At 53.9% G+C, this 19,916-nt stretch carries 22 protein-coding genes; 8 read left to right on the top strand and 14 right to left on the bottom strand.

From position 1 onward, the window contains the following. Window positions 1-32: 32 nt before the first annotated feature. Genes hemW through ACLJRH_RS09755 form a run of 5 tightly spaced genes read right to left on the bottom strand, consistent with a single transcriptional unit; the run spans window position 33 to window position 3,339 of the window. Window positions 33-1,169 carry a radical SAM family heme chaperone HemW gene (hemW, locus tag ACLJRH_RS09775; RefSeq protein ID WP_001096532.1) on the bottom strand — a complete coding sequence of 379 codons (1,137 nt, stop codon included), beginning with the start codon at window positions 1,167-1,169 and terminating at the stop codon, window positions 33-35. After that, the gene (locus tag ACLJRH_RS09770; RefSeq protein WP_001174769.1) at window positions 1,162-1,755 is read right to left on the bottom strand and encodes an XTP/dITP diphosphatase; all 594 of its coding nucleotides are present in this window, start codon (window positions 1,753-1,755) and stop codon (window positions 1,162-1,164) included. The genes hemW and ACLJRH_RS09770 overlap by 8 nt, the downstream gene beginning before the upstream one ends. A 7-nt stretch (window positions 1,756-1,762) precedes the next feature. After that, on the bottom strand, window positions 1,763-2,053 hold the full coding sequence (gene yggU / locus ACLJRH_RS09765) for a DUF167 family protein YggU (protein WP_001277203.1): 291 nt from the start codon (window positions 2,051-2,053) through the stop codon (window positions 1,763-1,765). Continuing rightward, a complete protein-coding gene (locus tag ACLJRH_RS09760; RefSeq protein ID WP_001094848.1) occupies window positions 2,050-2,616 on the bottom strand; it encodes a YggT family protein in 567 nt (188 codons plus the stop codon). The genes yggU and ACLJRH_RS09760 overlap by 4 nt, the downstream gene beginning before the upstream one ends. A gap of 18 nt (window positions 2,617-2,634) precedes the next feature. Next, window positions 2,635-3,339: a YggS family pyridoxal phosphate-dependent enzyme gene (locus tag ACLJRH_RS09755; RefSeq protein WP_023137234.1), complete on the bottom strand. Its 705-nt coding sequence runs from the start codon at window positions 3,337-3,339 to the stop codon at window positions 2,635-2,637. 17 nt (window positions 3,340-3,356) lie between these two features. Here ACLJRH_RS09755 and ACLJRH_RS09750 point away from each other — a divergent pair, with 17 nt between their 5' ends. Together ACLJRH_RS09750 and ACLJRH_RS09745 are read left to right on the top strand one after the other, a co-directional pair. Continuing rightward, window positions 3,357-4,337, top strand: a complete 981-nt coding sequence (locus ACLJRH_RS09750) for a type IV pilus twitching motility protein PilT (protein WP_001055640.1) — start codon at window positions 3,357-3,359, stop codon at window positions 4,335-4,337. A 131-nt stretch (window positions 4,338-4,468) separates the two neighbouring features. Then, complete coding sequence (locus tag ACLJRH_RS09745; RefSeq protein ID WP_000098339.1) at window positions 4,469-5,155, top strand: IclR family transcriptional regulator; 687 nt, start codon at window positions 4,469-4,471, stop codon at window positions 5,153-5,155. Window positions 5,156-5,201: 46 nt separating this feature from the next. On the opposite strand, the gene ruvX is transcribed toward ACLJRH_RS09745, so the two are convergent. The 8 genes from ruvX to metK form a co-directional block, all read right to left on the bottom strand. After that, window positions 5,202-5,618 carry a Holliday junction resolvase RuvX gene (gene ruvX, locus ACLJRH_RS09740; RefSeq protein ID WP_000017096.1) on the bottom strand — a complete coding sequence of 139 codons (417 nt, stop codon included), beginning with the start codon at window positions 5,616-5,618 and terminating at the stop codon, window positions 5,202-5,204. Next, window positions 5,618-6,181 (bottom strand): YqgE/AlgH family protein, encoded by a 564-nt coding sequence (locus tag ACLJRH_RS09735; RefSeq protein WP_001053167.1) that lies wholly within the window; start codon window positions 6,179-6,181, stop codon window positions 5,618-5,620. Before ACLJRH_RS09735 ends, ruvX begins: the two co-directional genes overlap by 1 nt. 215 nt (window positions 6,182-6,396) lie before the next feature. Beyond that, window positions 6,397-7,344, bottom strand: a complete 948-nt coding sequence (gene gshB, locus ACLJRH_RS09730) for a glutathione synthase (protein ID WP_023137233.1) — start codon at window positions 7,342-7,344, stop codon at window positions 6,397-6,399. A 19-nt stretch (window positions 7,345-7,363) separates the two neighbouring features. Continuing rightward, window positions 7,364-8,095 carry a 16S rRNA (uracil(1498)-N(3))-methyltransferase gene (rsmE, locus tag ACLJRH_RS09725; RefSeq protein ID WP_001222488.1) on the bottom strand — a complete coding sequence of 244 codons (732 nt, stop codon included), beginning with the start codon at window positions 8,093-8,095 and terminating at the stop codon, window positions 7,364-7,366. A gap of 76 nt (window positions 8,096-8,171) precedes the next feature. Continuing rightward, window positions 8,172-8,879: a deoxyribonuclease I gene (gene endA, locus ACLJRH_RS09720; RefSeq protein WP_000286123.1), complete on the bottom strand. Its 708-nt coding sequence runs from the start codon at window positions 8,877-8,879 to the stop codon at window positions 8,172-8,174. 94 nt (window positions 8,880-8,973) lie between these two features. Continuing rightward, window positions 8,974-9,471: a SprT family zinc-dependent metalloprotease gene (locus ACLJRH_RS09715; RefSeq protein ID WP_000856775.1), complete on the bottom strand. Its 498-nt coding sequence runs from the start codon at window positions 9,469-9,471 to the stop codon at window positions 8,974-8,976. A gap of 78 nt (window positions 9,472-9,549) precedes the next feature. Continuing rightward, window positions 9,550-10,944 carry a galactose/proton symporter gene (gene galP / locus ACLJRH_RS09710; RefSeq protein WP_001113171.1) on the bottom strand — a complete coding sequence of 465 codons (1,395 nt, stop codon included), beginning with the start codon at window positions 10,942-10,944 and terminating at the stop codon, window positions 9,550-9,552. Between the two features lie 492 nt (window positions 10,945-11,436). After that, the gene (gene metK / locus ACLJRH_RS09705; RefSeq protein ID WP_001062140.1) at window positions 11,437-12,591 is read right to left on the bottom strand and encodes a methionine adenosyltransferase; all 1,155 of its coding nucleotides are present in this window, start codon (window positions 12,589-12,591) and stop codon (window positions 11,437-11,439) included. A gap of 55 nt (window positions 12,592-12,646) precedes the next feature. Here metK and ACLJRH_RS09700 point away from each other — a divergent pair, with 55 nt between their 5' ends. From ACLJRH_RS09700 to speB, 5 genes are all read left to right on the top strand, one after another. Further along, window positions 12,647-12,946: a hypothetical protein gene (locus tag ACLJRH_RS09700; RefSeq protein WP_001543499.1), complete on the top strand. Its 300-nt coding sequence runs from the start codon at window positions 12,647-12,649 to the stop codon at window positions 12,944-12,946. Between the two features lie 59 nt (window positions 12,947-13,005). After that, window positions 13,006-13,155 carry a hypothetical protein gene (locus ACLJRH_RS09695; protein WP_001751809.1) on the top strand — a complete coding sequence of 50 codons (150 nt, stop codon included), beginning with the start codon at window positions 13,006-13,008 and terminating at the stop codon, window positions 13,153-13,155. 85 nt (window positions 13,156-13,240) lie between these two features. Continuing rightward, window positions 13,241-13,372, top strand: a complete 132-nt coding sequence (gene yqgB / locus ACLJRH_RS09690; RefSeq protein WP_000729109.1) for an acid stress response protein YqgB — start codon at window positions 13,241-13,243, stop codon at window positions 13,370-13,372. A gap of 8 nt (window positions 13,373-13,380) precedes the next feature. Next, window positions 13,381-15,357 carry a biosynthetic arginine decarboxylase gene (gene speA, locus ACLJRH_RS09685; protein ID WP_001278580.1) on the top strand — a complete coding sequence of 659 codons (1,977 nt, stop codon included), beginning with the start codon at window positions 13,381-13,383 and terminating at the stop codon, window positions 15,355-15,357. Between the two features lie 228 nt (window positions 15,358-15,585). Continuing rightward, entirely contained in the window at window positions 15,586-16,506 is a 921-nt protein-coding gene (gene speB / locus ACLJRH_RS09680) for an agmatinase (protein WP_000105549.1), read from the top strand. Window positions 16,507-16,606: 100 nt separating this feature from the next. Here speB and ACLJRH_RS09675 read toward each other — a convergent pair whose 3' ends face one another. Next, complete coding sequence (locus ACLJRH_RS09675; protein ID WP_000701825.1) at window positions 16,607-17,365, bottom strand: M48 family metallopeptidase; 759 nt, start codon at window positions 17,363-17,365, stop codon at window positions 16,607-16,609. A gap of 275 nt (window positions 17,366-17,640) precedes the next feature. On the opposite strand from ACLJRH_RS09675, the gene tkt reads away from it, so the two are divergent. Further along, window positions 17,641-19,632 carry a transketolase gene (gene tkt, locus ACLJRH_RS09670; RefSeq protein WP_023136680.1) on the top strand — a complete coding sequence of 664 codons (1,992 nt, stop codon included), beginning with the start codon at window positions 17,641-17,643 and terminating at the stop codon, window positions 19,630-19,632. The last annotated feature ends 284 nt before the right edge of the window (window positions 19,633-19,916 follow it).

Genomic DNA, 19,916 nt, shown 5'->3' with positions numbered 1-19,916 from the left:
TTTTACCCGCTGGCGCGACAGGCTTATCCTTGTTATTCCGCGAGAAACAACTCAAGAAGAGAGTTTAAAAACAGTTTACCGTGCCGGGTAATCTGCCAGTATTGCTCGCATTCGGTCAGGTAGCCCTGGGCAATAGCCTCGTCGATTGGCTGACGAATAACCGCTTCCGTAAGCCCGGTGTAGTCGACAAATTCGGCGCGAGGCGCGCGCTCCAGCAACCGAAAACGGTTCATAAAGAACTCAAAGGGTTTATCGTCATCACTCACGTCACGCTGGCTTTCCAGGTAACGTCCCTGCATATAACCGCGTGGGTGACGGGTTTTGGTGGTGCGCAGGATCCTGCCGCCCGGGAAGGTGACTTTACCGTGGGCGCCGCAGCCAATACCCAGATAGTCGCCAAAGCGCCAGTAGTTCAGATTATGCTGGCACTGATAACCGGGTTTGGCATAGGCCGACGTTTCGTATTGCTGATAGCCAGCAGCGGTTAATAACTGGTGGCCCTGCTCAAAGATATCCCACAGTGCGTCATCGTCCGGTAAAACCGGCGGACGCGAACCGAACAAAGTGTTGGGTTCAATCGTCAATTGATACCATGAGAGATGCGGCGGATTAAGCGCAATCGCCTGTCGCAAATCGTTCAGCGCCTCTTCCAGCGTTTGGTCCGGCAATCCATGCATCAAGTCGAGGTTAAAGCTGCGTAGCCCAAGCCCATTTGCCAGTCTTGCTGCCCGCATCGCCTCTTGTGGACCGTGAATACGGCCAAGACGTTTCAGCTTAGGCTCACTAAAGCTCTGCACGCCAATGGAGATCCGGTTTACGCCGGCGCGCTGATAGTCGATGAAGCGGTCGGCTTCGACCGTGCCGGGGTTCGCTTCCATGGTAATTTCCGCATCCGCCGCCAGATTCAGGCGCGCACGCACGCCGTCCAGCAGCGTTTGCATCGCCGGCCCGGAAAGCAGGCTTGGCGTACCGCCGCCAATAAAAATGGTCTTTACTTCACGCCCTTGCGCCCAGGCGACGTCGGCATCCAGATCGCTTAACAGATGCTGGACGTAGTCGTCATGCGGCACCTCGCCCTTCAACGCATGGGAATTGAAGTCGCAATATGGACATTTTTGTACACACCAGGGAATATGAATATAAAGACTGAGCGGCGGTAGTTTAGCCATTGCGTAACGCATCCAGCAGCAGCTTGAGCGCTTGTCCACGGTGGGAAATCGCGCTTTTTTCTTCACGGGTCAGTTCTGCGGCGGTTTTGCCTTCAGACGGTACGAAGAAAATGGGATCATAGCCAAATCCGCCATTTCCGGCCGCCTGACGAGTAATGACGCCAGGCCAACTACCGTGACAGACTATCGGTGTGGGATCTTCGGCATGACGCAAATAAACCAGTACACAATGGAATCGCGCCTGGCGTTTGTCGTCCGGAACATCCCGTAGAGTATGCAGCAGTTTTTCCAGATTTTGCTGATCTGTCGCGTTTTCGCCAGAATAACGCGCGGAATAGATACCCGGCGCGCCGCCTAAAACGTCAACGGCCAGACCGGAGTCATCGGCAATGGCGGGCAGACCGGTCATTTTAGCGGCATGGCGCGCTTTGAGAATCGCGTTTTCAATAAACGTCAGGCCGGTTTCTTCCGCGGAATCGACGCCCAGTTCCGTTTGTGCTACCACATCAAGCCCAAAATCGCTTAACAGCGACGCGAGCTCGCGCACTTTACCGGCGTTGCCGGTTGCGAGAACAACTTTTTGCATGGGATACCTACTCAGTTAACGCCGCAATTTCCGGCGGGATCTGTTGCGGGTGAATAATTTTTACCTGTTTGTGACGGCCCAGCTCGCCTTTTTCGATGACGATCTGACTTTTCGCCACGCGAAACTGTTTACCGAGAAACTTGATCAGATGGCTGTTTGCCTGACCGTCAACCGGCGGGGCGGTAATGGCGACTTTCACCTCGTCGCCATGTAAGCCCACAATACTGTCGCGGCTGGCTTTCGGCTGAATATAAAGCCGTAACACCAGACCGTCTTCGCAGCGAGTCACAGCACTCATAGCGCCATCCACAGCCCCGGCAGCAACATGTTGCCTGTCGCTTGTAAGACTTCAGCGATACCCATATTAACGACATACAGCAGCAGCACCAGAACCATCGGCGAGAAGTCGATGCCGCCCATCGCAGGCAGTATACGGCGAATCGGGCTGAGCAGCGGCTCGGCAAGCTGAATCAATACATATTCAATCGGGCTACGACCCTGGCTCACCCAGCTCATGATAGCCATGACCAGCAGCACCCAGAAGATCAGCAGGCCGATTGTTTTAAGTAAGATAAGCACCGCGGCAATCCAGATAATCGCCTGAAACGTAATGACCTTAAACAGCACTATCGCCTTAATAACGCTAAGAATAAACGCCACCAGCAGGGAAGCGCTGTCAATCGGCCCCATTGGCGGAATAATACGACGCAGCGGTCCGATGATGGGCTGCGTAATTTTCACCACGAACTGGGAGAAAGGGTTGTAAAAGTCACAGCGGGCCCACTGCATCCACACGCGCAATAATAGCACCATGGTATACAGCTCAATTACCGTTGAGAGCAGGAAGGTCAACGTATTCATGGCGTTCCTCAGTTTTCCTTAATTTTTTGTGTAATCACGAGCACCAAAGATAGCGGTGCCGATGCGCACCATTGTGCTACCTGCCGCAATCGCGGCTTCCATATCGTCGCTCATACCCAGAGATAAGGTATCAACGTCAGGGTAGCGCGCTTTCAGCCCGGCAAATGCTACAGCCATTTGACGTGCGACTTCAAACTGCCTTACATAATCTGACTCTGGCGCCGGGATCGCCATCAGTCCGCGAAGCCGCAGACGCGGCAGTGTAGCCACCGCAGCGGCCAGCTCATCCAGTTCCGCCAGCGGAATGCCTGATTTGCTGTTTTCATCGCTGATATTAATTTGGATCAGAACATTTAGCTCTGGCAGATTATCCGGACGCTGTTCGCTCAGCCGCGAGGCGATACGCAGGCGATCGATGGTATGACACCAGTCAAAATGCTCGGCCACCAGCCGACTTTTGTTGGACTGTAAAGGGCCTATAAAGTGCCAGTGCAGGCCTTCCACTTTCGCTTCCTGAAAGTGGCGGATTTTTTCTACCCCCTCTTGTACATAATTTTCACCAAATGCCCGTTGTCCGGCGGCAATGGCTTCTGCGATGTCGCTCGCAGGTTTGGTTTTACTCACTGCAAGCAACGTAACTTCTTCTGAAGAGCGGCCGCAACGCGTCGCCGCGGCGGAGATTTTGTCCCGGATGTATGCCAGGTTATGCGCGATATCGTTCATTTTCCGAGGATGTTTATATGAATATGGAAGAAATTGTGACGCTTAGTGTAAAGCATAACGTCTCGGATCTACACCTGTGTAACGCCTGGCCTGCGCGATGGCGCAAACAAGGACGCATGGAGAACGCGCCTTTTACCGCGCCTGATGTCGACAGGCTTCTGCTTGATTGGCTTAATGATGCGCAACAATATCAGTGGCGAACGCACGGCCAGCTTGATTTCGCCGTCTCGCTGTCTGGCACGCGGCGCCTGCGCGCCAGTGCGTTCATACATCAACAGGGAACGTCGCTGGCGCTACGGCTATTGCCCGAGCGTTGTCCTGATCTGGCGGAAATCCAGACGCCGCCGATAGTACCCGTACTGCTTGCCAGCGAGAACGGACTGATTCTGGTCACTGGCGCTACTGGCTGCGGGAAGTCCACCACGCTGGCGGCGATGGTGGGATATCTTAATCAACATGCCGATAAACATATCCTGACGCTGGAAGATCCTATTGAATACCGTTACACCAGCAAGCGTTGCCTGATACAGCAGCGGGAAATCGGCCAGCATTGCGCCACTTTTGCCGCCGGGCTGCGCGCGGCGTTACGTGAAGATCCCGATGTCATTTTACTGGGAGAGCTGCGTGACAGCGAGACCATTCGCCTGGCGCTGACGGCGGCGGAAACTGGGCATCTGGTACTGGCAACCCTGCATACTCGCGGTGCGGCGCAGGCGGTGGAAAGATTAGTGGATAGTTTTCCGGCGCAGGAAAAAGAACCGATACGCAGTCAACTGGCGGGTAGTCTGCGCGCCGTACTATCACAAAAACTGGAGGTCGACAGACAGGATGGGCGCGTGGCGTTGTTTGAATTACTGATTAATACGCCAGCCACAGGGAATTTGATCCGTGAAGGCAAACTCCATCAGTTGGCCCACGTGATACAAACCGGGCAGCAGCAGGGGATGATGACATTCGCCCAGAGCGCGCAATGGCGTCAGGCGCAGGGACGACTGTAGCGAAGATGGCGGCGTAGGGGGGGAGGAAAGTGTTGACTGGCGCGGTGGATTGAACGGTATACAGGCTTGTATCCTGGCGAACCGGCGTTAAAATCGCAGCTTTGTTAAAACCACAGCGAAGCCATTTAACGATGTCATCACAACCGAATCAAAGCCTGATAGATGGCATTCGCTGTCTGCAATATCTGGTTTCCAGCGACCGTGCTATCGGATGTCGCGAGCTTGCCCGGCTGATGGATATTAATACCACGCGCGTTAATCGCCTGTTAATGACGATGGCCTCTATTGGACTCACGATGCAGGATGAGCACCGACGCTATTTACCCGGGCCAGGCATTCATGCTTTGGCGGTGCAGGCGATTCGCGGTTCAGCGCTGTTCTCCCATGCGTTGCCTATCCTTGAGCGCCATGCGCCCAAAGACATCGTGGTGGCATTAGGCGTGCTATGGGAAGACCAGATTATCTATATTTATCACTCTACGCCGGGTTCGCAGGGAAGTCAGGCGTTGGCGGGGTTTCGCATGTGCCCGGCCTGGCAGTCGGTAACAGGAGTGGCGTTACTGGCGGCAGAAAGCGATGAGGCGCTAATGCAGCGTTTTACTCCGGAGCAGTGGCGTAATCTGGCGCCGCATGTGGCGCAGCAGCGCCAGCGGGGATACGTGCTGTGGCATCACGCTGATGGTGAAGTTTCTATGGCGCAACCGCTAGACAAGCACGCCGCAGCGCTGGCCTTTGCGGGAATGTGGCGGATTGATGAGGCGGAGGCGGCTGCGCGTTTACAGGCGTTGAAGGCATTAAACCAGCGTATTGCCCAGTAAGCCTGGCAACCGTGACCGCGTTATCCGCCTGCTGACAAAAACGGCTTTAATACCCCTGTTCAAAATAGCTTTCGAGGATAATCACGGCGGAGGCCGAGTCCACTTTGCCTTTGTTCAGCGCGCGATACCCACCTCGTTCAAACAGACCGGAGCGTGCTTCAACGGTGCTGAGTCGTTCATCGTGCAGCGTGACAGTTACCCCGAAACGCCCATGAATACGGTTAGCGAATTTACGTGCGCGCGCCGTCAGCGGTTGTTCAGTGCCATCCATATTAAGCGGTAGCCCGACAATAATTTCGTCTGGCTGCCACTCTTTCAGCAAACGTTCAATGAGCGTCCAGTCGGGCGTGCCGTCCTGTGCTTTGATTGCCGGAAGCGGACGGGCGGTGCCGGTAATGCGTTGTCCTATTGCAACGCCGATGCTTTTTGTGCCGAAGTCAAAGGCCAGTAAGGTACCGCTCATCAGGCGTGCCCCGCAACGCCAGGCATGGTCAGAATATCAATGCCAATAAGTTTTGCCGCTTCGCGCCAGCGCTCGGCAATGGGCGTTTTGAACAAAATATTGAGATCGGCGGGCGCGGTAAGCCAGGCGTTATCAAGCAACTCTTGTTCAAGCTGGCCTTTATCCCAGGAGGCGTAGCCCAGCGCGACCAGCACATCGGAAGGCTGTTGTTGGGTACCTAACGTTTCCAGCACATCGCGGGAGGTGGTAATCACGGTATTGTCTGAGATACGAATGCTGGAGGCGAAACGTGACGGCGGAGTATGGAGAATAAATCCGCGATCTTCCGCCAGCGGGCCGCCGAGCATCACGGCTTTATCAAGACGAATTGCCGAATCGCGCGGTTCCGGCGTAATTTTTAGTTTTTCCAGAATCCCTTCAATTTGCAGATTTTCCAAAGGCTTATTAATAATAATCCCCATAGCGCCGTCCTGGTTGTGCTCGCAAATATACACCACGGAACGGCGGAAAATCGGGTCCTGGAGCGCAGGCATGGCAATAAGAAAGTGATGCTGTAAATTCATTGTCAGAGGTTCTGTTTCCTGGTTCAAAAAAACGACAGCGTTCAGTATGTGGGGAAAGCGGACGGTTGTCACTCATATAAGCCGTCTTTTGCCAAAGGACAGCTGCCTTATCGGGCAATTGATTGCCGGATGGCGATGCTGATGCGCCGCCTTATCCGACCGGGGCGGCGTGATTGCTCAGGCCCGGTAAGCGCACGCCACCGGGCAATAAACGTTTACTTCGCCAGACGCGCTTCGATGGCGTCCATCAACATCCCGGTGATAGAGATCGGATATTCCGCTTCAATTTCACGCACGCAGGTTGGGCTGGTCACGTTAATTTCCGTTAAGCGGTCGCCGATAATATCCAGACCGACGAAAATAAGCCCTTTGGCTTTAAGCGTCGGCCCAACGCGGCGGGCGATTTCCCAGTCGCTTTCGCTCAACGGACGGGGTTCGCCGCGACCACCAGCCGCCAGGTTGCCGCGGGTTTCGCCGCCCTGCGGAATACGCGCCAGGCAGTAAGGCACCGGCTCGCCGTCGACGACCAGTACGCGCTTATCGCCATCTTTGATCGCGGGCAAATAGTTCTGCGCCATGCAGTAGCGGTTGCCCAGCTCGGTCAGCGTTTCGGCAATAACGCCTAGGTTAGGATCGCCTTCCTTAACGCGGAAAATGGACGCGCCGCCCATACCGTCCAGCGGTTTCATAATGATATCGCCGTGCTTTTCCCAAAACGCTTTGAGCTGCGCTTTATTGCGCGTTACCAGCGTTTCCGGGGTCAGGTCGGAAAACCAGGCGGTATACAGTTTTTCATTACAGTCGCGCAGGCTTTGCGGTTTGTTGACGATAAGCGTCCCTTCCTCTTCAGCGCGTTCCAGAATATAGGTCGCATAAATAAACTCGGTATCAAACGGCGGATCTTTGCGCATCAAAATGACGTCCAGATCGGCGAGTTTAATCTCCTGCTCGCTGTCGAACTCGTACCATTTATCGTAATTTTGCTCCACGCTCAACGTTCGCGTGCGGGCGCGGGCTTCGCCGTTAATCAGATAAAGGTCGGCCATCTCCATATAATGAAGTTCATAACCACGACGTTGGGCTTCCAGCAGCATAGCGAAACTGGTGTCTTTCTTGATGTTGATGTGTGCGATGGGGTCCATCACGATGCCGAGCTTGATCATTATTTTCTCCGTTAACGCTTCATCCTAAGTCGCCAAAACGCACCTGTAGCGCAGTAATGGCGGTGAGCGCGGTTGTCTCAGTACGCAGAACGCGAGGTCCTAACAGAATATCAGTAAACTGATAGCGCGCGGTCATCGCGATTTCGTCCGCCGACAGCCCGCCTTCCGGGCCGATCAGCAGTCGGACGCGTTCAACCGGCAGCGGCAGAGTGTTGATGCTGGCATGGGCGCGCGGATGAAGATTGAGCTTCAGCCCGGAATCTTGCTCGGCGCACCAGGCCTCCAGCGCCATCGGCGGGCGAATTTCCGGCACCCGGTTACGCCCGCATTGTTCGCAGGCGGCGATGGCGATCTTTTGCCACTGCTGGCGCTTTTTGTTCAGACGTTCATTATCCAGTTTAACGCCGCAGCGCTCAGAGAACAGTGGCGTAATGAGGCTTACACCCAGTTCGATCGATTTCTGGATAGTAAATTCCATTTTTTCACCGCGCGACATCACCTGGCCCAGATGGATATGCAGCGGCGATTCACGATCGTCGATTTCGCCTTTCATCACTTGCACTTCAACGCTTTTCTTACTGGCGCTAATGATTTCAGCATCGAATACCTGATTACTGCCGTCAAACAGCTGTAACGCTTGTCCCGGTCCCATGCGCAGTACACGACCAATATGGTTGGCCGCATCTTCGCATAACGAAATCTGCGTACCGGACGTCAACAATTCAGGGTGATAAATGCGGGGAATACGCATAATAAAAAAATCCGCGTCATGGCCCCGGCGTTTGGCTATCCAGGGCATGGGTTAACAAGAATCCCGCTAGTGTAGGTTAGCTCTTTCGCGCCTGGCAAGCGCGTTGCACATAGGGATTATGATTACCCTGGACCTTCGCGATACGCGCATCGCGCTCGCATTCCCAGGCGGTAACGGGGTACTGCTTATCCCAGACGTTAAAAAGCTGCGTTTGTTGGCGGGAAAGTTTCAGTTGGTATTGGTCGCGCATATAAAAATAAGTGCGGGCGATTGCGCCACGGGCGCGGGCGGGCGGCTCGGCGATTTTCGCTTTAAAATCCACTTTCATGGCGCATTGCCCGTACTGGCCTTCGCCGCCGTTCCACTGGCTATACATAAAGTTGCCGCGATCGCCATTCACTTCGCCAATGGCGGGCTGCAGGTTATGCATATCGCTTTCCATTTTGCGGTAGACCGGATCTTTAGCGCAGTTTTTTCGCCCGCCGTCCTGCCAGCACTGGCGCTGATGACCGAATTGCCAGGCGGGGACAACGTGCTCCCACTCAATGCGTCTGGCGCGATTCTCGTTTTTACGCACCTTATAGCCGCAGGACTCCAGGTCTACGACGCCTTTTTTACCCTGCCAGCGGATTTGGCACCCGCAGTAAAAGCTGCCGGGCGCGTCAGCATTGACTTTGACGCTCGCCGCTTTGGCCTGAGAAAAATTGTTAATGCCATCGGCCAGGGCCTGGCCTGAAAACGCTGCGGCCAGCAACGCAGCGGCAAAAGAAAAATTACGGTACATTGCACACTCCATAGCAAAACGAGCCCGCAACGTAACGAAAGTTGTGTCTGTATGCAATCAGTCCGCTCAGGAAAGTTCCCGGACGTTTCGGGAACTACCCGGCGACCAGTGGTTCGCCGCAGTGAACGCAACGATAAACCGCTTCGCCGCGTACTACCCGATTATGACGGCGGACGGTGAGTTGATGTTGCTGGCATTGGCAATGGTAGGGAAAGGTATTGCGCCGTACGGATTGCAGCGCAAATTGATGAGTACGTCTGGCCGGAACGCCCAGCACGCTTTCCATCATCCACTTCCATTCCTTGCCATGCGGAGCCTTGCGTCCGAAGTGCTTCCACACCAACAGATGCGCCAGTTCATGCGGCACGACCTCTGCTATAAAGGTGTCGATGTTTTCCAGCAGTAACACCGGGTTGAGGCGGATTTCGTAGCTCTCCAGCCAGGCGGTGCCCGCCGAGGTGCCGCGTTGCGTATACACCAGTTTCGGCTCCGGATAATGTCTATCGAGCTTGAGGTTCGCCTGGGCGAGATTTTCCCGCAGACGACGCATCACGGCCTGCTGGATAGCGATAGGGAGACGAGGGGTTTTCATAGCGGCAGAGAATAGTGCGACGGAAGAGGGACTGCAAGAAAAACGCTTCCTCCTGTGGCAGGAGGAAGCGTGGAGGGATTAGTCGTGGGCGCCGATTTCGCGCAGTTTACGACCTTTCATCAGGTTACGTTCAATGTGTTCCAGCGAAACGTGTTTGGTTTCCGGCACCAGCCACAGGGTCAGCAGGATAAACAGCACGTTCAGGCCAGCGTAGACCCAGAAGGTGTTGGCGTTACCCAGATTGTTCAGCATGGTCAGGAACGTTGCGCCGACGATCATATTGGCGATCCAGTTGGTCGCGGTGGAGCAGGTGATGCCGAAATCGCGGCCTTTCAGCGGTTGGATTTCGGAGCACAGTACCCAAATCAGCGGACCAGCGCTCATCGCAAATCCAATGATGAACATCAGCAGCATAGCGATAGCGAAGTATTGCGCAGACGGCGAATGGATGCCGATGTGCATCATCGTACCCAGAATCCCCATACCAATCGCCATGACCAGGAAGCCCAGCGTCAGGGTAGGTTTGCGACCCCAGCGGTCAACCAGGCCGATAGCGATGAAGGTTGCCAGGACGTTAGTCAGACCAACAATAACGGTGCCCCACATCTGCTCCGTGGTATTTGTGTACCCCGCCAGCTCGAAGATTTTCGGCGCGTAATACATGATGACGTTCATCCCGGTAAATTGCTGCATTACCTGCAACAAAATGCCAAGAAACACGGCGCGGCGGAAGTTGCTGTTCTCTTTGAACAGCGCCCAACCGCTCTGTTTAACCTGCAAACTTTCGCGAATTTCATCAAGCTCACGTTTTGCTTCCGCACTGGTGTCACGCAGGCGCAACAGGACGCGTTCAGCATCATGGAAGCGGCGTTTCGCCGCAAACCAGCGCGGGCTGTCCGGCAGGAAGAAGACGCCGATCAGCAGCAGAATGGCTGGGATGATGATCACGCCGAGCATCCAGCGCCATGCGCCGCTGTAGCTGAACGCGGTATCGGACAGATAAGCGCCCAGAATCCCGATGGTGATCATGAGTTGGTACATTGAGATCATACTGCCGCGAATTTTTTCCGGCGCGATCTCGGACAGGTACAACGGTGCGGTGTAGGAAGCGACGCCGACGGCCAGACCCAGCAGCACGCGAGAAATAATCAGGACTTCAACGTTAGGCGCCGCAGCGGAGAACAGCGAACCGGCGACGAACAGGATAGCGCCGATCATCAGGCTTTTTTTACGACCCAGCTTAAAGGAGAGCCAGCCGCTGCCGACAGCGCCGACGGCCGCGCCAAACATCATGGAGCTGACCACCCATTCCTGAGTGTGTGCGGTAATCTGAAACTCGTCGGTAATGAAGGGTAAAGCACCGGCGATAACGCCGATATCCAGGCCAAAAAGTAATCCTGCCAGGGCTGCAAGAAAGCAGACAAAAAATGTCATGGCCTTGTTGGAACGCCCTTGTTTTTTATTGTCAGGCATTATGCCCTCCGGTTGGGTTAGCAATTTTATCGATGTTAAGAGTAGGTGAGTACGCCGTAAAAAGATGTGAGGCTAATCACAATGGTGTAATCGTTTACACTACTATTTATCTCGGTGATTATTTAATTATCTGAAAAATAATAGTTTTAATAATCTTATAACCATATCAATCGCCTGGTATTCAGACAAAGTTGAAAAATTATGTAATATTTTCATCGCAGAATTAGCATACCGATAGTGATGCGGTCAGTTCTTAATGAAAATGAATGTAACCGCTTTCATGATGACTGAAACTGAATGATAAAAAGTGTAGTCGAAGAAACGAAAGGGGAGAGTGGATTGTGCTGCGCATCACAAAAAGGTCAGTATAAATACACGCTGGAACATCTGATAACGTTGCGTGTATCAGCAATGATAAAGGCCAGCAGGGCGCTGGCCTTGATAAGTACGGTATGGTTTACCTGACTGAAAAACAGCGTCAGGCGCGGGCGATTATTTCAGACCGGCAGCATCGCGCAGCAGTTGCGCTTTGTCGGTTTTTTCCCATGGGAAGTTTTCGCGACCGAAGTGGCCGTAAGCCGCAGTTTCTTTGTAGATCGGGTGCAGCAGATCCAGCATCTGAATCAAGCCGTACGGGCGCAGGTCGAAGAATTCGCGCACCAGCAGAATCAACTGTTCAGCAGGCACTTTTTCAGTACCGAACGTTTCCACCATGATGGACGTCGGCTCCGCTACGCCGATAGCGTAGGAGACCTGGATTTCACAGCGATCCGCCAGACCTGCCGCCACGATGTTTTTCGCGACATAACGCGCAGCGTAAGCTGCAGAACGGTCAACTTTAGACGGATCTTTACCGGAGAAGGCGCCGCCGCCGTGACGCGCCATACCGCCGTAGGTATCAACGATGATCTTACGACCGGTCAGACCACAATCGCCCATCGGGCCGCCGATAACAAAACGCCCGGTTGGGTTGATAAAAAACTTAGTGGACGTATTTAACCATTCAGACGGCAGAATGGGTTTGATGATCTCTTCCATCACCGCTTCTTGCAGCGATTTTTGGTCGATATCTTCTGCGTGCTGCGTAGAGAGAACCACGGCGTCGATACCGACGATTTTGCCGTCGTCATACTGGAAAGTGACCTGGCTTTTTGCATCCGGACGCAACCATGGCAGGGTGCCATTTTTACGCACTTCAGCCTGACGCTGTACCAGACGGTGCGCGTAGGTGATTGGCGCAGGCATCAGTACGTCGGTTTCATTTGTCGCGTAGCCAAACATCAGGCCCTGGTCGCCCGCGCCTTGTTCCAGCGGGTCTGCGCGGTCAACGCCCTGGTTGATATCCGGAGACTGTTTGCCAATTGCGCTCAGTACCGCGCAAGAGTTGGCGTCAAAGCCCATGTCGGAATGCACATAGCCAATTTCGCGCACCGTATTACGGGTAATCTCTTCGATATCGACCCAGGCGCTGGTGGTGATCTCACCGCCAACTAAAACCATGCCGGTTTTAACGTAGGTTTCACAGGCGACGCGTGCTTTCGGATCCTGTTGCAGGATAGCATCCAACACGGCATCAGAGATTTGGTCTGCGATTTTGTCAGGATGCCCTTCTGATACGGACTCAGACGTAAAAAGGTGTTTTGCCATATTTAATTTCACCTAAGGAGAATTTAGTTAGCTCAAACTGTTGTGCGGAATAGTCATGACAGAAGATTCTACCATGAGTCTGAAGGTTACTGACACTGGCAGTCTGAGTGTTAATCAGTATGGATGGATTAACATCTGGACGGCTATTTTAGGTCACTTCTTCGCCCAATTTCCAGCTTTTTTTGAAGGCCGTCGCAATGTCGGTCAAAATCAGGCGGTAAACGTTTCTGATAATGCTGACATTATGCGCATTTATGCTTTGCTTTTTTTCTGCGTTCTGGGTATAAAACGCGACGCGCGGCTCATACAAAAGCACACGACGTTTTCTTCGTGTCGCCACTTCCAGCCGGGTTAAAACGTTGCTTTGGCTTGTGGGTTCGTCTTACGAGGCGGCCGTGGAGGTGATACGAGATAATGAACCGTTGTATTCTGCTGAATCTGTCGCATCGTTCTGGTGCGCGCATGTCCCCCGCAATCTGCATCTCTGCTTTGCATACCTGCCGATGTTATACCCATCTCGGCGCTTCTCAGGATTCCAGAGCCGGCAATGGCGCTGAAGACTGAACAAGGGCGCTCTTGTTAACGCAAGAGTTTTCTCGTGGTTTCGCCGAACCGTTATCTGTGAGTTCGGTTACGTGTTTACAATGATATGAAAAAGAAACCGGTCGCGCAGGCGGAGCATCAGCGCTATCTGCTGGAAAATCCGCTTGTCTATGGGTTGTTATCGCGTCTTCGGATTGCGATAGTAGTCAACTGTTTTACACTTGCTAATAAAAATTGAGGTTCGCTATGTCTGACGACATGTCTATGGGTTCGCCTTCGTCAGCAGGCGAACAGGGTGTACTACGCTCCATGCAGGAGGTTGCAATGAGCTCCCAGGAAGCCAGCAAGATGCTGCGCACTTACAATATTGCCTGGTGGGGCAATAACTACTACGACGTCAACGAGCTGGGCCATATTAGCGTATGCCCCGATCCCGACGTACCGGAAGCGCGTGTCGATCTTGCCAAACTGGTGAAAGCGCGCGAAGCGCAAGGTCAGCGTCTGCCGGCGCTGTTTTGCTTCCCGCAGATCCTGCAACACCGTTTGCGTTCAATTAACGCGGCGTTTAAGCGTGCGCGTGAATCTTACGGTTATAACGGCGACTACTTCCTCGTTTACCCGATTAAGGTCAATCAGCATCGCCGCGTGATCGAGTCCCTTATCCATTCCGGTGAACCGTTGGGGCTGGAAGCGGGGTCAAAAGCGGAATTGATGGCGGTGCTGGCGCATGCCGGCATGACCCGTAGCGTGATCGTCTGTAATGGTTATAAAGACCGTGAATACATTCGGCTGGCGCTGATTGGCGAGAAGATGGGCCATAAGGTTTATCTGGTCATCGAAAAGATGTCTGAAATCGCGATTGTGCTGGAAGAAGCCGAGCGCCTGAACGTGGTTCCTCGCCTGGGCGTGCGTGCGCGTCTGGCCTCTCAGGGATCCGGTAAGTGGCAATCTTCCGGCGGCGAAAAATCAAAATTCGGCCTGGCGGCGACCCAGGTGCTGCAACTGGTGGAGACCCTGCGTGACGCCGGGCGTCTGGACAGTCTGCAACTGTTGCACTTCCACCTGGGATCGCAGATGGCGAACATTCGCGATATCGCGACCGGCGTGCGCGAGTCCGCGCGTTTCTATGTTGAGCTGCATAAGCTGGGCGTGAATATCCAGTGCTTCGACGTGGGCGGCGGTCTGGGCGTGGATTATGAAGGTACCCGCTCGCAGTCCGACTGTTCGGTGAACTATGGCCTGAACGAATATGCCAATAACATCATCTGGGCGATTGGCGATGCCTGCGAAGAGCATGGTTTACCGCATCCGACGGTGATTACCGAGTCTGGCCGCGCCGTCACTGCGCACCATACGGTACTGGTCTCTAACATTATCGGCGTGGAGCGTAACGAATACACGGATCCGACTGCCCCTGCTGAAGATGCGCCGCGCGCGCTGCAAAATCTCTGGGAAACCTGGCAGGAGATGCATAAGCCAGGCACTCGCCGCTCGCTGCGTGAATGGCTGCATGATAGCCAAATGGATCTGCACGATATTCATATCGGCTACTCTTCCGGCGCGTTTAGTTTGCAGGAGCGCGCCTGGGCGGAGCAACTTTATCTCAGCATGTGCCATGAAGTGCAGAAGCAACTGGACCCGCAAAACCGTGCGCATCGTCCGATTATCGACGAACTGCAAGAGCGGATGGCGGACAAAATGTACGTCAACTTCTCGCTGTTCCAGTCAATGCCGGACGCGTGGGGAATCGATCAGCTCTTCCCGGTACTGCCGCTGGAAGGGTTAGATCAGGTACCGGAACGTCGTGCCGTGCTGCTGGATATTACTTGTGATTCCGATGGCGCTATTGACCACTATATCGATGGCGACGGTATCGCCACGACGATGCCGATGCCGGAATACGATCCAGAGAATCCGCCGATGCTCGGCTTCTTTATGGTCGGCGCTTATCAGGAGATCCTCGGTAACATGCACAACCTGTTTGGCGATACTGAAGCGGTTGATGTGTTTGTTTTCCCGGATGGTAGCGTCGAGGTTGAGCTGTCGGACGAAGGCGATACCGTTGCGGATATGCTGCAATATGTGCAACTGGATCCGAAAACGCTGTTAACGCATTTCCGCGACCAGGTAAAACAGACGGATCTGGACGATGCGTTGCAGCAGCAGTTCCTTGAGGAATTTGAAGCGGGACTGTACGGTTATACTTATCTTGAAGATGAGTAGCCGTTGATGCCCGGTGGCGCTGCGCTTACCGGGCCTACGAATGCAGGCTGGATAAGGTAAAGCCGCCACCCGGCAGAATGCTATACTCACTTGAACCCGTATGAATTAACGGCGATAATTCGCCGCAATAGCGATTTACAAATCAATCCCTTCCTCGTCGGGTTTAACGACGCGGAGGGGATTTTTTTTCATCTGTTTTAATGCAACGACTCTAAAAGAGGTCAGGACATGAGCACCTTAGGTCATCAGTACGATAACTCACTGGTTTCTAATGCGTTTGGTTTTTTACGTCTGCCAATGAACTTCCAGCCGTATGACAGCGATGCCGACTGGGTGATCACTGGCGTACCGTTTGATATGGCAACGTCCGGTCGCGCTGGCGGTCGTCATGGCCCGGCGGCGATCCGTCAGGTGTCGACCAACCTCGCCTGGGAACATCACCGTTTCCCGTGGAATTTTGACATGCGCGAGCGCCTGAACGTCGTAGACTGCGGCGATTTAGTGTATGCGTTTGGCGATGCCCGTGAAATGAGCGAAAAATTACAGGCGCACGCTGAAAAACTGCTGTCTGCAGGCAAGCGTATGCTCTCTTTCGGCGGCGACCACTTCGTCACGCTGCCGCTGCTGCGCGCCCACGCGAAACATTTTGGCAAAATGGCGCTGGTACATTTTGACGCGCATACCGATACCTACGCTAACGGCTGCGAATTCGATCACGGCACGATGTTCTACACCGCGCCGAAAGAAGGCCTGATCGATCCGCATCATTCGGTACAGATCGGTATTCGCACTGAGTTTGACAAAGACAATGGCTTTACCGTGCTGGATGCCTGCCAGGTCAACGATCGCGGCGTGGATGATATTCTCGCTCAGGTGAAACAGATCGTCGGCGATATGCCGGTCTATCTGACCTTTGATATCGACTGTTTGGACCCGGCGTTTGCGCCTGGCACAGGTACGCCGGTGATCGGTGGTTTGACCTCCGATCGCGCCATTAAGCTGGTACGCGGTCTGAAAGATCTGAACATTGTCGGTATGGATGTAGTGGAAGTCGCGCCGGCTTACGATCATTCAGAGATCACCGCTCTGGCGGCCGCGACGCTGGCATTAGAAATGCTCTATATCCAGGCGGCGAAGAAGGGCGAGTAAGTTGTTTTGCCGGATGGCACTGCGCTTATCCGGCCTACAGCTGATTGATGCTTGTAGGCCAGATAAGGCGTTCACGCCGCCATCCGGCACTGTTCGGGGGTTATTTGATCCCGTCCGCGCTCATACGATCGCGCACATGCTGTGCGCGTGCGGCGGACGCCGGGTGATCGTCGAACATTGAGCTTTGACGACCCGCTTCCAGTTTTGCCAGTTTCTCAAAGCTGGTAGCGAGTCCTGCCGGACTGATACCGCGTTTGCGCAACAGATCGTAAGAATAATCATCCGCTTCGGACTCCTGACGCTGAGAGAACTGCGAGTTCACCAGTTTTTCGCCAAGATCGCCAAGCTGTGATTGCGACAGGCTGCCGACAACTCCTCCTGCCGATGCCGCCGCGACGCGCACGGCGTTAGTGCCCAGCGCGACCTGCATCCCTTTCTTTACATGACCCAGCGCGACATGGCCCATTTCATGGCCGATCACGGCTTCAACTTCGTTGTCGGTCATCATATCCATCAGTCCGCTGTAGACGCGGATACAACCGTTCGCCATGGCAAACGCGTTGACGTCTTTCGTCTCGTAAACCTTATAGTTCACCGGCTGGCCGTTAATGTTATCCCCCAGCGCGGCGGCAATTTTTGTCAGTCGTTTAGCGTATTCGCTGCTCGCCGGCGCGATTTTCGCTTTGCTGTCGAGCTCTTGACAGGATTGATCGCTCAGCGCTTTTACCTGCGCATCGCTTAACGTATAGGCCTGAAAAGCTTCAGCGCCCGAAGAAAGCAGTCCATTAGAGTCCATATTCTGGCAACCGGTCAGCACCGTCGCCATGCCCAAAGCAAGCAGTAAAGCGCGAATTTTCATTTTTCTCTTCCATACGAATTAATATTATTTTGAAATGCGCCCGTTGCAGATGAATTAGCGCCTGGGTTAAGTATAAAGAAAAGCATGGCAGGCAAGTTAGCTAATTGCGCAACATGCGAGCACGATCCGGAGATTTCTGAAGCGGTAAAAGGATGTTCCATGTACATGACGCGCGGCTTGGGGTAAATTGTTGGCAAATTTTCCGGCGTAGCCCAAAACGCGCTGTCGTCAAGTCGTTACGGGCATGGCCTTTCAACATCCGATCTGGAGTCAAAATGTCCTCACGTAAAGAGCTTGCCAATGCTATTCGTGCGCTGAGCATGGACGCAGTACAGAAAGCCAAATCCGGTCACCCGGGTGCCCCGATGGGTATGGCTGACATTGCCGAAGTCCTGTGGCGTGATTTCCTGAACCACAACCCGACCAACCCGTCCTGGGCCGACCGTGACCGCTTTGTGCTGTCCAATGGCCACGGCTCAATGCTGATTTACAGCCTGCTGCACCTCACCGGCTATGACCTGCCGATGTCCGAACTGCAGAATTTCCGTCAGCTACATTCAAAAACCCCTGGTCACCCGGAAGTGGGCTACACCGCTGGTGTTGAAACCACTACTGGCCCGCTGGGTCAGGGTATTGCCAACGCCGTCGGGATGGCGATTGCCGAGAAAACTCTGGCGGCGCAGTTTAACCGTCCTGGCCACGACATCGTTGACCACTTCACCTACGTCTTTATGGGCGACGGCTGCATGATGGAAGGCATTTCTCACGAAGTGTGCTCTCTGGCTGGTACTCTGAAACTGGGCAAACTGATCGCGTTCTATGATGACAACGGTATCTCTATCGACGGTCATGTTGAAGGCTGGTTCACCGATGACACCGCGAAACGTTTTGAAGCCTACGGCTGGCATGTTATCCGTGGCATTGACGGTCATGATGCCGACGCCATTAAACGCGCCACGGAAGAAGCTCGCGCCGTGACTGACAAACCGTCCCTGCTGATGTGCAAAACCATCATCGGTTTCGGTTCGCCGAACAAACAGGGTACCCACGATTCCCACGGCGCGCCGCTGGGCGACGCGGAAATCGCGCTGACCCGCGAACAGTTGGGCTGGAAATACGCGCCGTTCGAAATCCCGTCTGAAATCTACGCCCAGTGGGATGCGAAAGAAGCCGGCCAGGCGAAAGAATCCGCATGGAACGAGAAATTCGCGGCTTATGAGAAAGCCTTCCCGCAGGAAGCTGCTGAATTCACCCGTCGTATGAAAGGCGACATGCCGGCTGACTTCGATGCGAAAGCGAATGAATTCATCGCTAAACTGCAGGCTAACCCGGCGAAAATCGCCAGCCGCAAAGCGTCCCAGAATGCCATCGAAGCCTTCGGTCCGCTGTTGCCGGAATTCCTCGGCGGCTCTGCAGACCTGGCACCGTCTAACCTGACCCTGTGGTCCGGTTCTAAGGCTATCAACGAAGACGCAGCGGGTAACTATATTCACTACGGTGTGCGTGAATTCGGTATGACCGCTATCGCCAACGGTATCGCCCTGCACGGCGGTTTCCTGCCGTACACCTCCACCTTCCTGATGTTCGTCGAATATGCCCGTAACGCAGTGCGTATGGCAGCGCTGATGAAACAACGTCAGGTGATGGTGTACACCCACGACTCCATCGGTCTGGGCGAAGATGGCCCGACGCACCAGCCGGTCGAGCAGGTGGCAAGCCTGCGCGTAACGCCGAACATGTCCACATGGCGTCCGTGTGACCAGGTGGAATCCGCAGTGGCGTGGAAATATGGCGTAGAGCGTCAGGATGGCCCAACCGCGCTGATCCTCTCCCGTCAGAACCTGGCGCAGCAGGAACGTACTGAAGAGCAACTGGCGAATATCGCCCGCGGTGGTTACGTACTGAAAGATTGTGCGGGCCAGCCGCAGATTATCTTCATTGCGACCGGTTCAGAAGTTGAGCTGGCGGTTGCCGCTTACGAAAAACTGACTGCCGAAGGCGTGAAGGTGCGCGTGGTTTCCATGCCGTCCACCGACGCGTTCGACAAACAGGATGCGGCTTACCGTGAATCCGTGCTGCCGAAGGCGGTCTCTGCGCGTGTGGCGATTGAAGCGGGTATCGCTGACTACTGGTTCAAATACGTCGGCCTGAACGGCGCTATTGTCGGGATGACCACCTTCGGTGAATCCGCCCCGGCAGAGCTGCTGTTTGAAGAGTTTGGCTTCACGGTGGACAACGTGATCGCCAAAGCGAAAGCGCTGCTGTAATCCTTAATACGGCATGAAACGGGTCGCTTCGGCGACCCGTTTTTTTAGATACATTTATTTTATTGCTAACAAGGCTTTATTTGTGATTTTTATCACAATTTTGATATTTTATTATTTATTGAATTTGCAATTAACATCACAAAATGAAGCTTGCTTTTTATTTTTATAATTATAACAGGTTGTTTTATAGATAAATTATAATCATGTCATTTTAAGCGCTCGCTTTTTCGCCTGGATTGATTTCATTTTGCCGCCCGCGTATTTTATTTTTAACGACAAGTTGT

The sequence above is a fragment of the Salmonella sp. SAL04162 genome (assembly GCF_046551535.1).
Taxonomy (GTDB): domain Bacteria; phylum Pseudomonadota; class Gammaproteobacteria; order Enterobacterales; family Enterobacteriaceae; genus Salmonella; species Salmonella enterica.
This window is presented reverse-complemented; position numbering and strand designations above follow the sequence as displayed.

Bases quoted from the DNA above. Each gene is read 5' to 3' on its own strand.
- metK (WP_001062140.1), bottom strand. From the start codon at position 12,591: ATGGCAAAACACCTTTTTACGTCTGAGTCCGTATCAGAAGGGCATCCT.
- speA (WP_001278580.1), top strand. From the start codon at position 13,381: ATGTCTGACGACATGTCTATGGGTTCGCCTTCGTCAGCAGGCGAACAG.
- galP (WP_001113171.1), bottom strand. From the start codon at position 10,944: ATGCCTGACAATAAAAAACAAGGGCGTTCCAACAAGGCCATGACATTT.
- yggU (WP_001277203.1), bottom strand. From the start codon at position 2,053: ATGAGTGCTGTGACTCGCTGCGAAGACGGTCTGGTGTTACGGCTTTAT.
- rsmE (WP_001222488.1), bottom strand. From the start codon at position 8,095: ATGCGTATTCCCCGCATTTATCACCCTGAATTGTTGACGTCCGGTACG.
- ruvX (WP_000017096.1), bottom strand. From the start codon at position 5,618: ATGAGCGGTACCTTACTGGCCTTTGACTTCGGCACAAAAAGCATCGGC.
- ACLJRH_RS09745 (WP_000098339.1), top strand. From the start codon at position 4,469: ATGTCATCACAACCGAATCAAAGCCTGATAGATGGCATTCGCTGTCTG.
- ACLJRH_RS09715 (WP_000856775.1), bottom strand. From the start codon at position 9,471: ATGAAAACCCCTCGTCTCCCTATCGCTATCCAGCAGGCCGTGATGCGT.
- gshB (WP_023137233.1), bottom strand. From the start codon at position 7,344: ATGATCAAGCTCGGCATCGTGATGGACCCCATCGCACACATCAACATC.
- yqgB (WP_000729109.1), top strand. From the start codon at position 13,241: ATGAAAAAGAAACCGGTCGCGCAGGCGGAGCATCAGCGCTATCTGCTG.
- ACLJRH_RS09755 (WP_023137234.1), bottom strand. From the start codon at position 3,339: ATGAACGATATCGCGCATAACCTGGCATACATCCGGGACAAAATCTCC.
- tkt (WP_023136680.1), top strand. From the start codon at position 17,641: ATGTCCTCACGTAAAGAGCTTGCCAATGCTATTCGTGCGCTGAGCATG.
- hemW (WP_001096532.1), bottom strand. From the start codon at position 1,169: ATGGCTAAACTACCGCCGCTCAGTCTTTATATTCATATTCCCTGGTGT.
- ACLJRH_RS09750 (WP_001055640.1), top strand. From the start codon at position 3,357: ATGAATATGGAAGAAATTGTGACGCTTAGTGTAAAGCATAACGTCTCG.
- endA (WP_000286123.1), bottom strand. From the start codon at position 8,879: ATGTACCGTAATTTTTCTTTTGCCGCTGCGTTGCTGGCCGCAGCGTTT.
- ACLJRH_RS09760 (WP_001094848.1), bottom strand. From the start codon at position 2,616: ATGAATACGTTGACCTTCCTGCTCTCAACGGTAATTGAGCTGTATACC.
- ACLJRH_RS09675 (WP_000701825.1), bottom strand. From the start codon at position 17,365: ATGAAAATTCGCGCTTTACTGCTTGCTTTGGGCATGGCGACGGTGCTG.
- ACLJRH_RS09695 (WP_001751809.1), top strand. From the start codon at position 13,006: ATGAACCGTTGTATTCTGCTGAATCTGTCGCATCGTTCTGGTGCGCGC.
- ACLJRH_RS09770 (WP_001174769.1), bottom strand. From the start codon at position 1,755: ATGCAAAAAGTTGTTCTCGCAACCGGCAACGCCGGTAAAGTGCGCGAG.
- ACLJRH_RS09700 (WP_001543499.1), top strand. From the start codon at position 12,647: ATGACAGAAGATTCTACCATGAGTCTGAAGGTTACTGACACTGGCAGT.
- speB (WP_000105549.1), top strand. From the start codon at position 15,586: ATGAGCACCTTAGGTCATCAGTACGATAACTCACTGGTTTCTAATGCG.
- ACLJRH_RS09735 (WP_001053167.1), bottom strand. From the start codon at position 6,181: ATGAATTTACAGCATCACTTTCTTATTGCCATGCCTGCGCTCCAGGAC.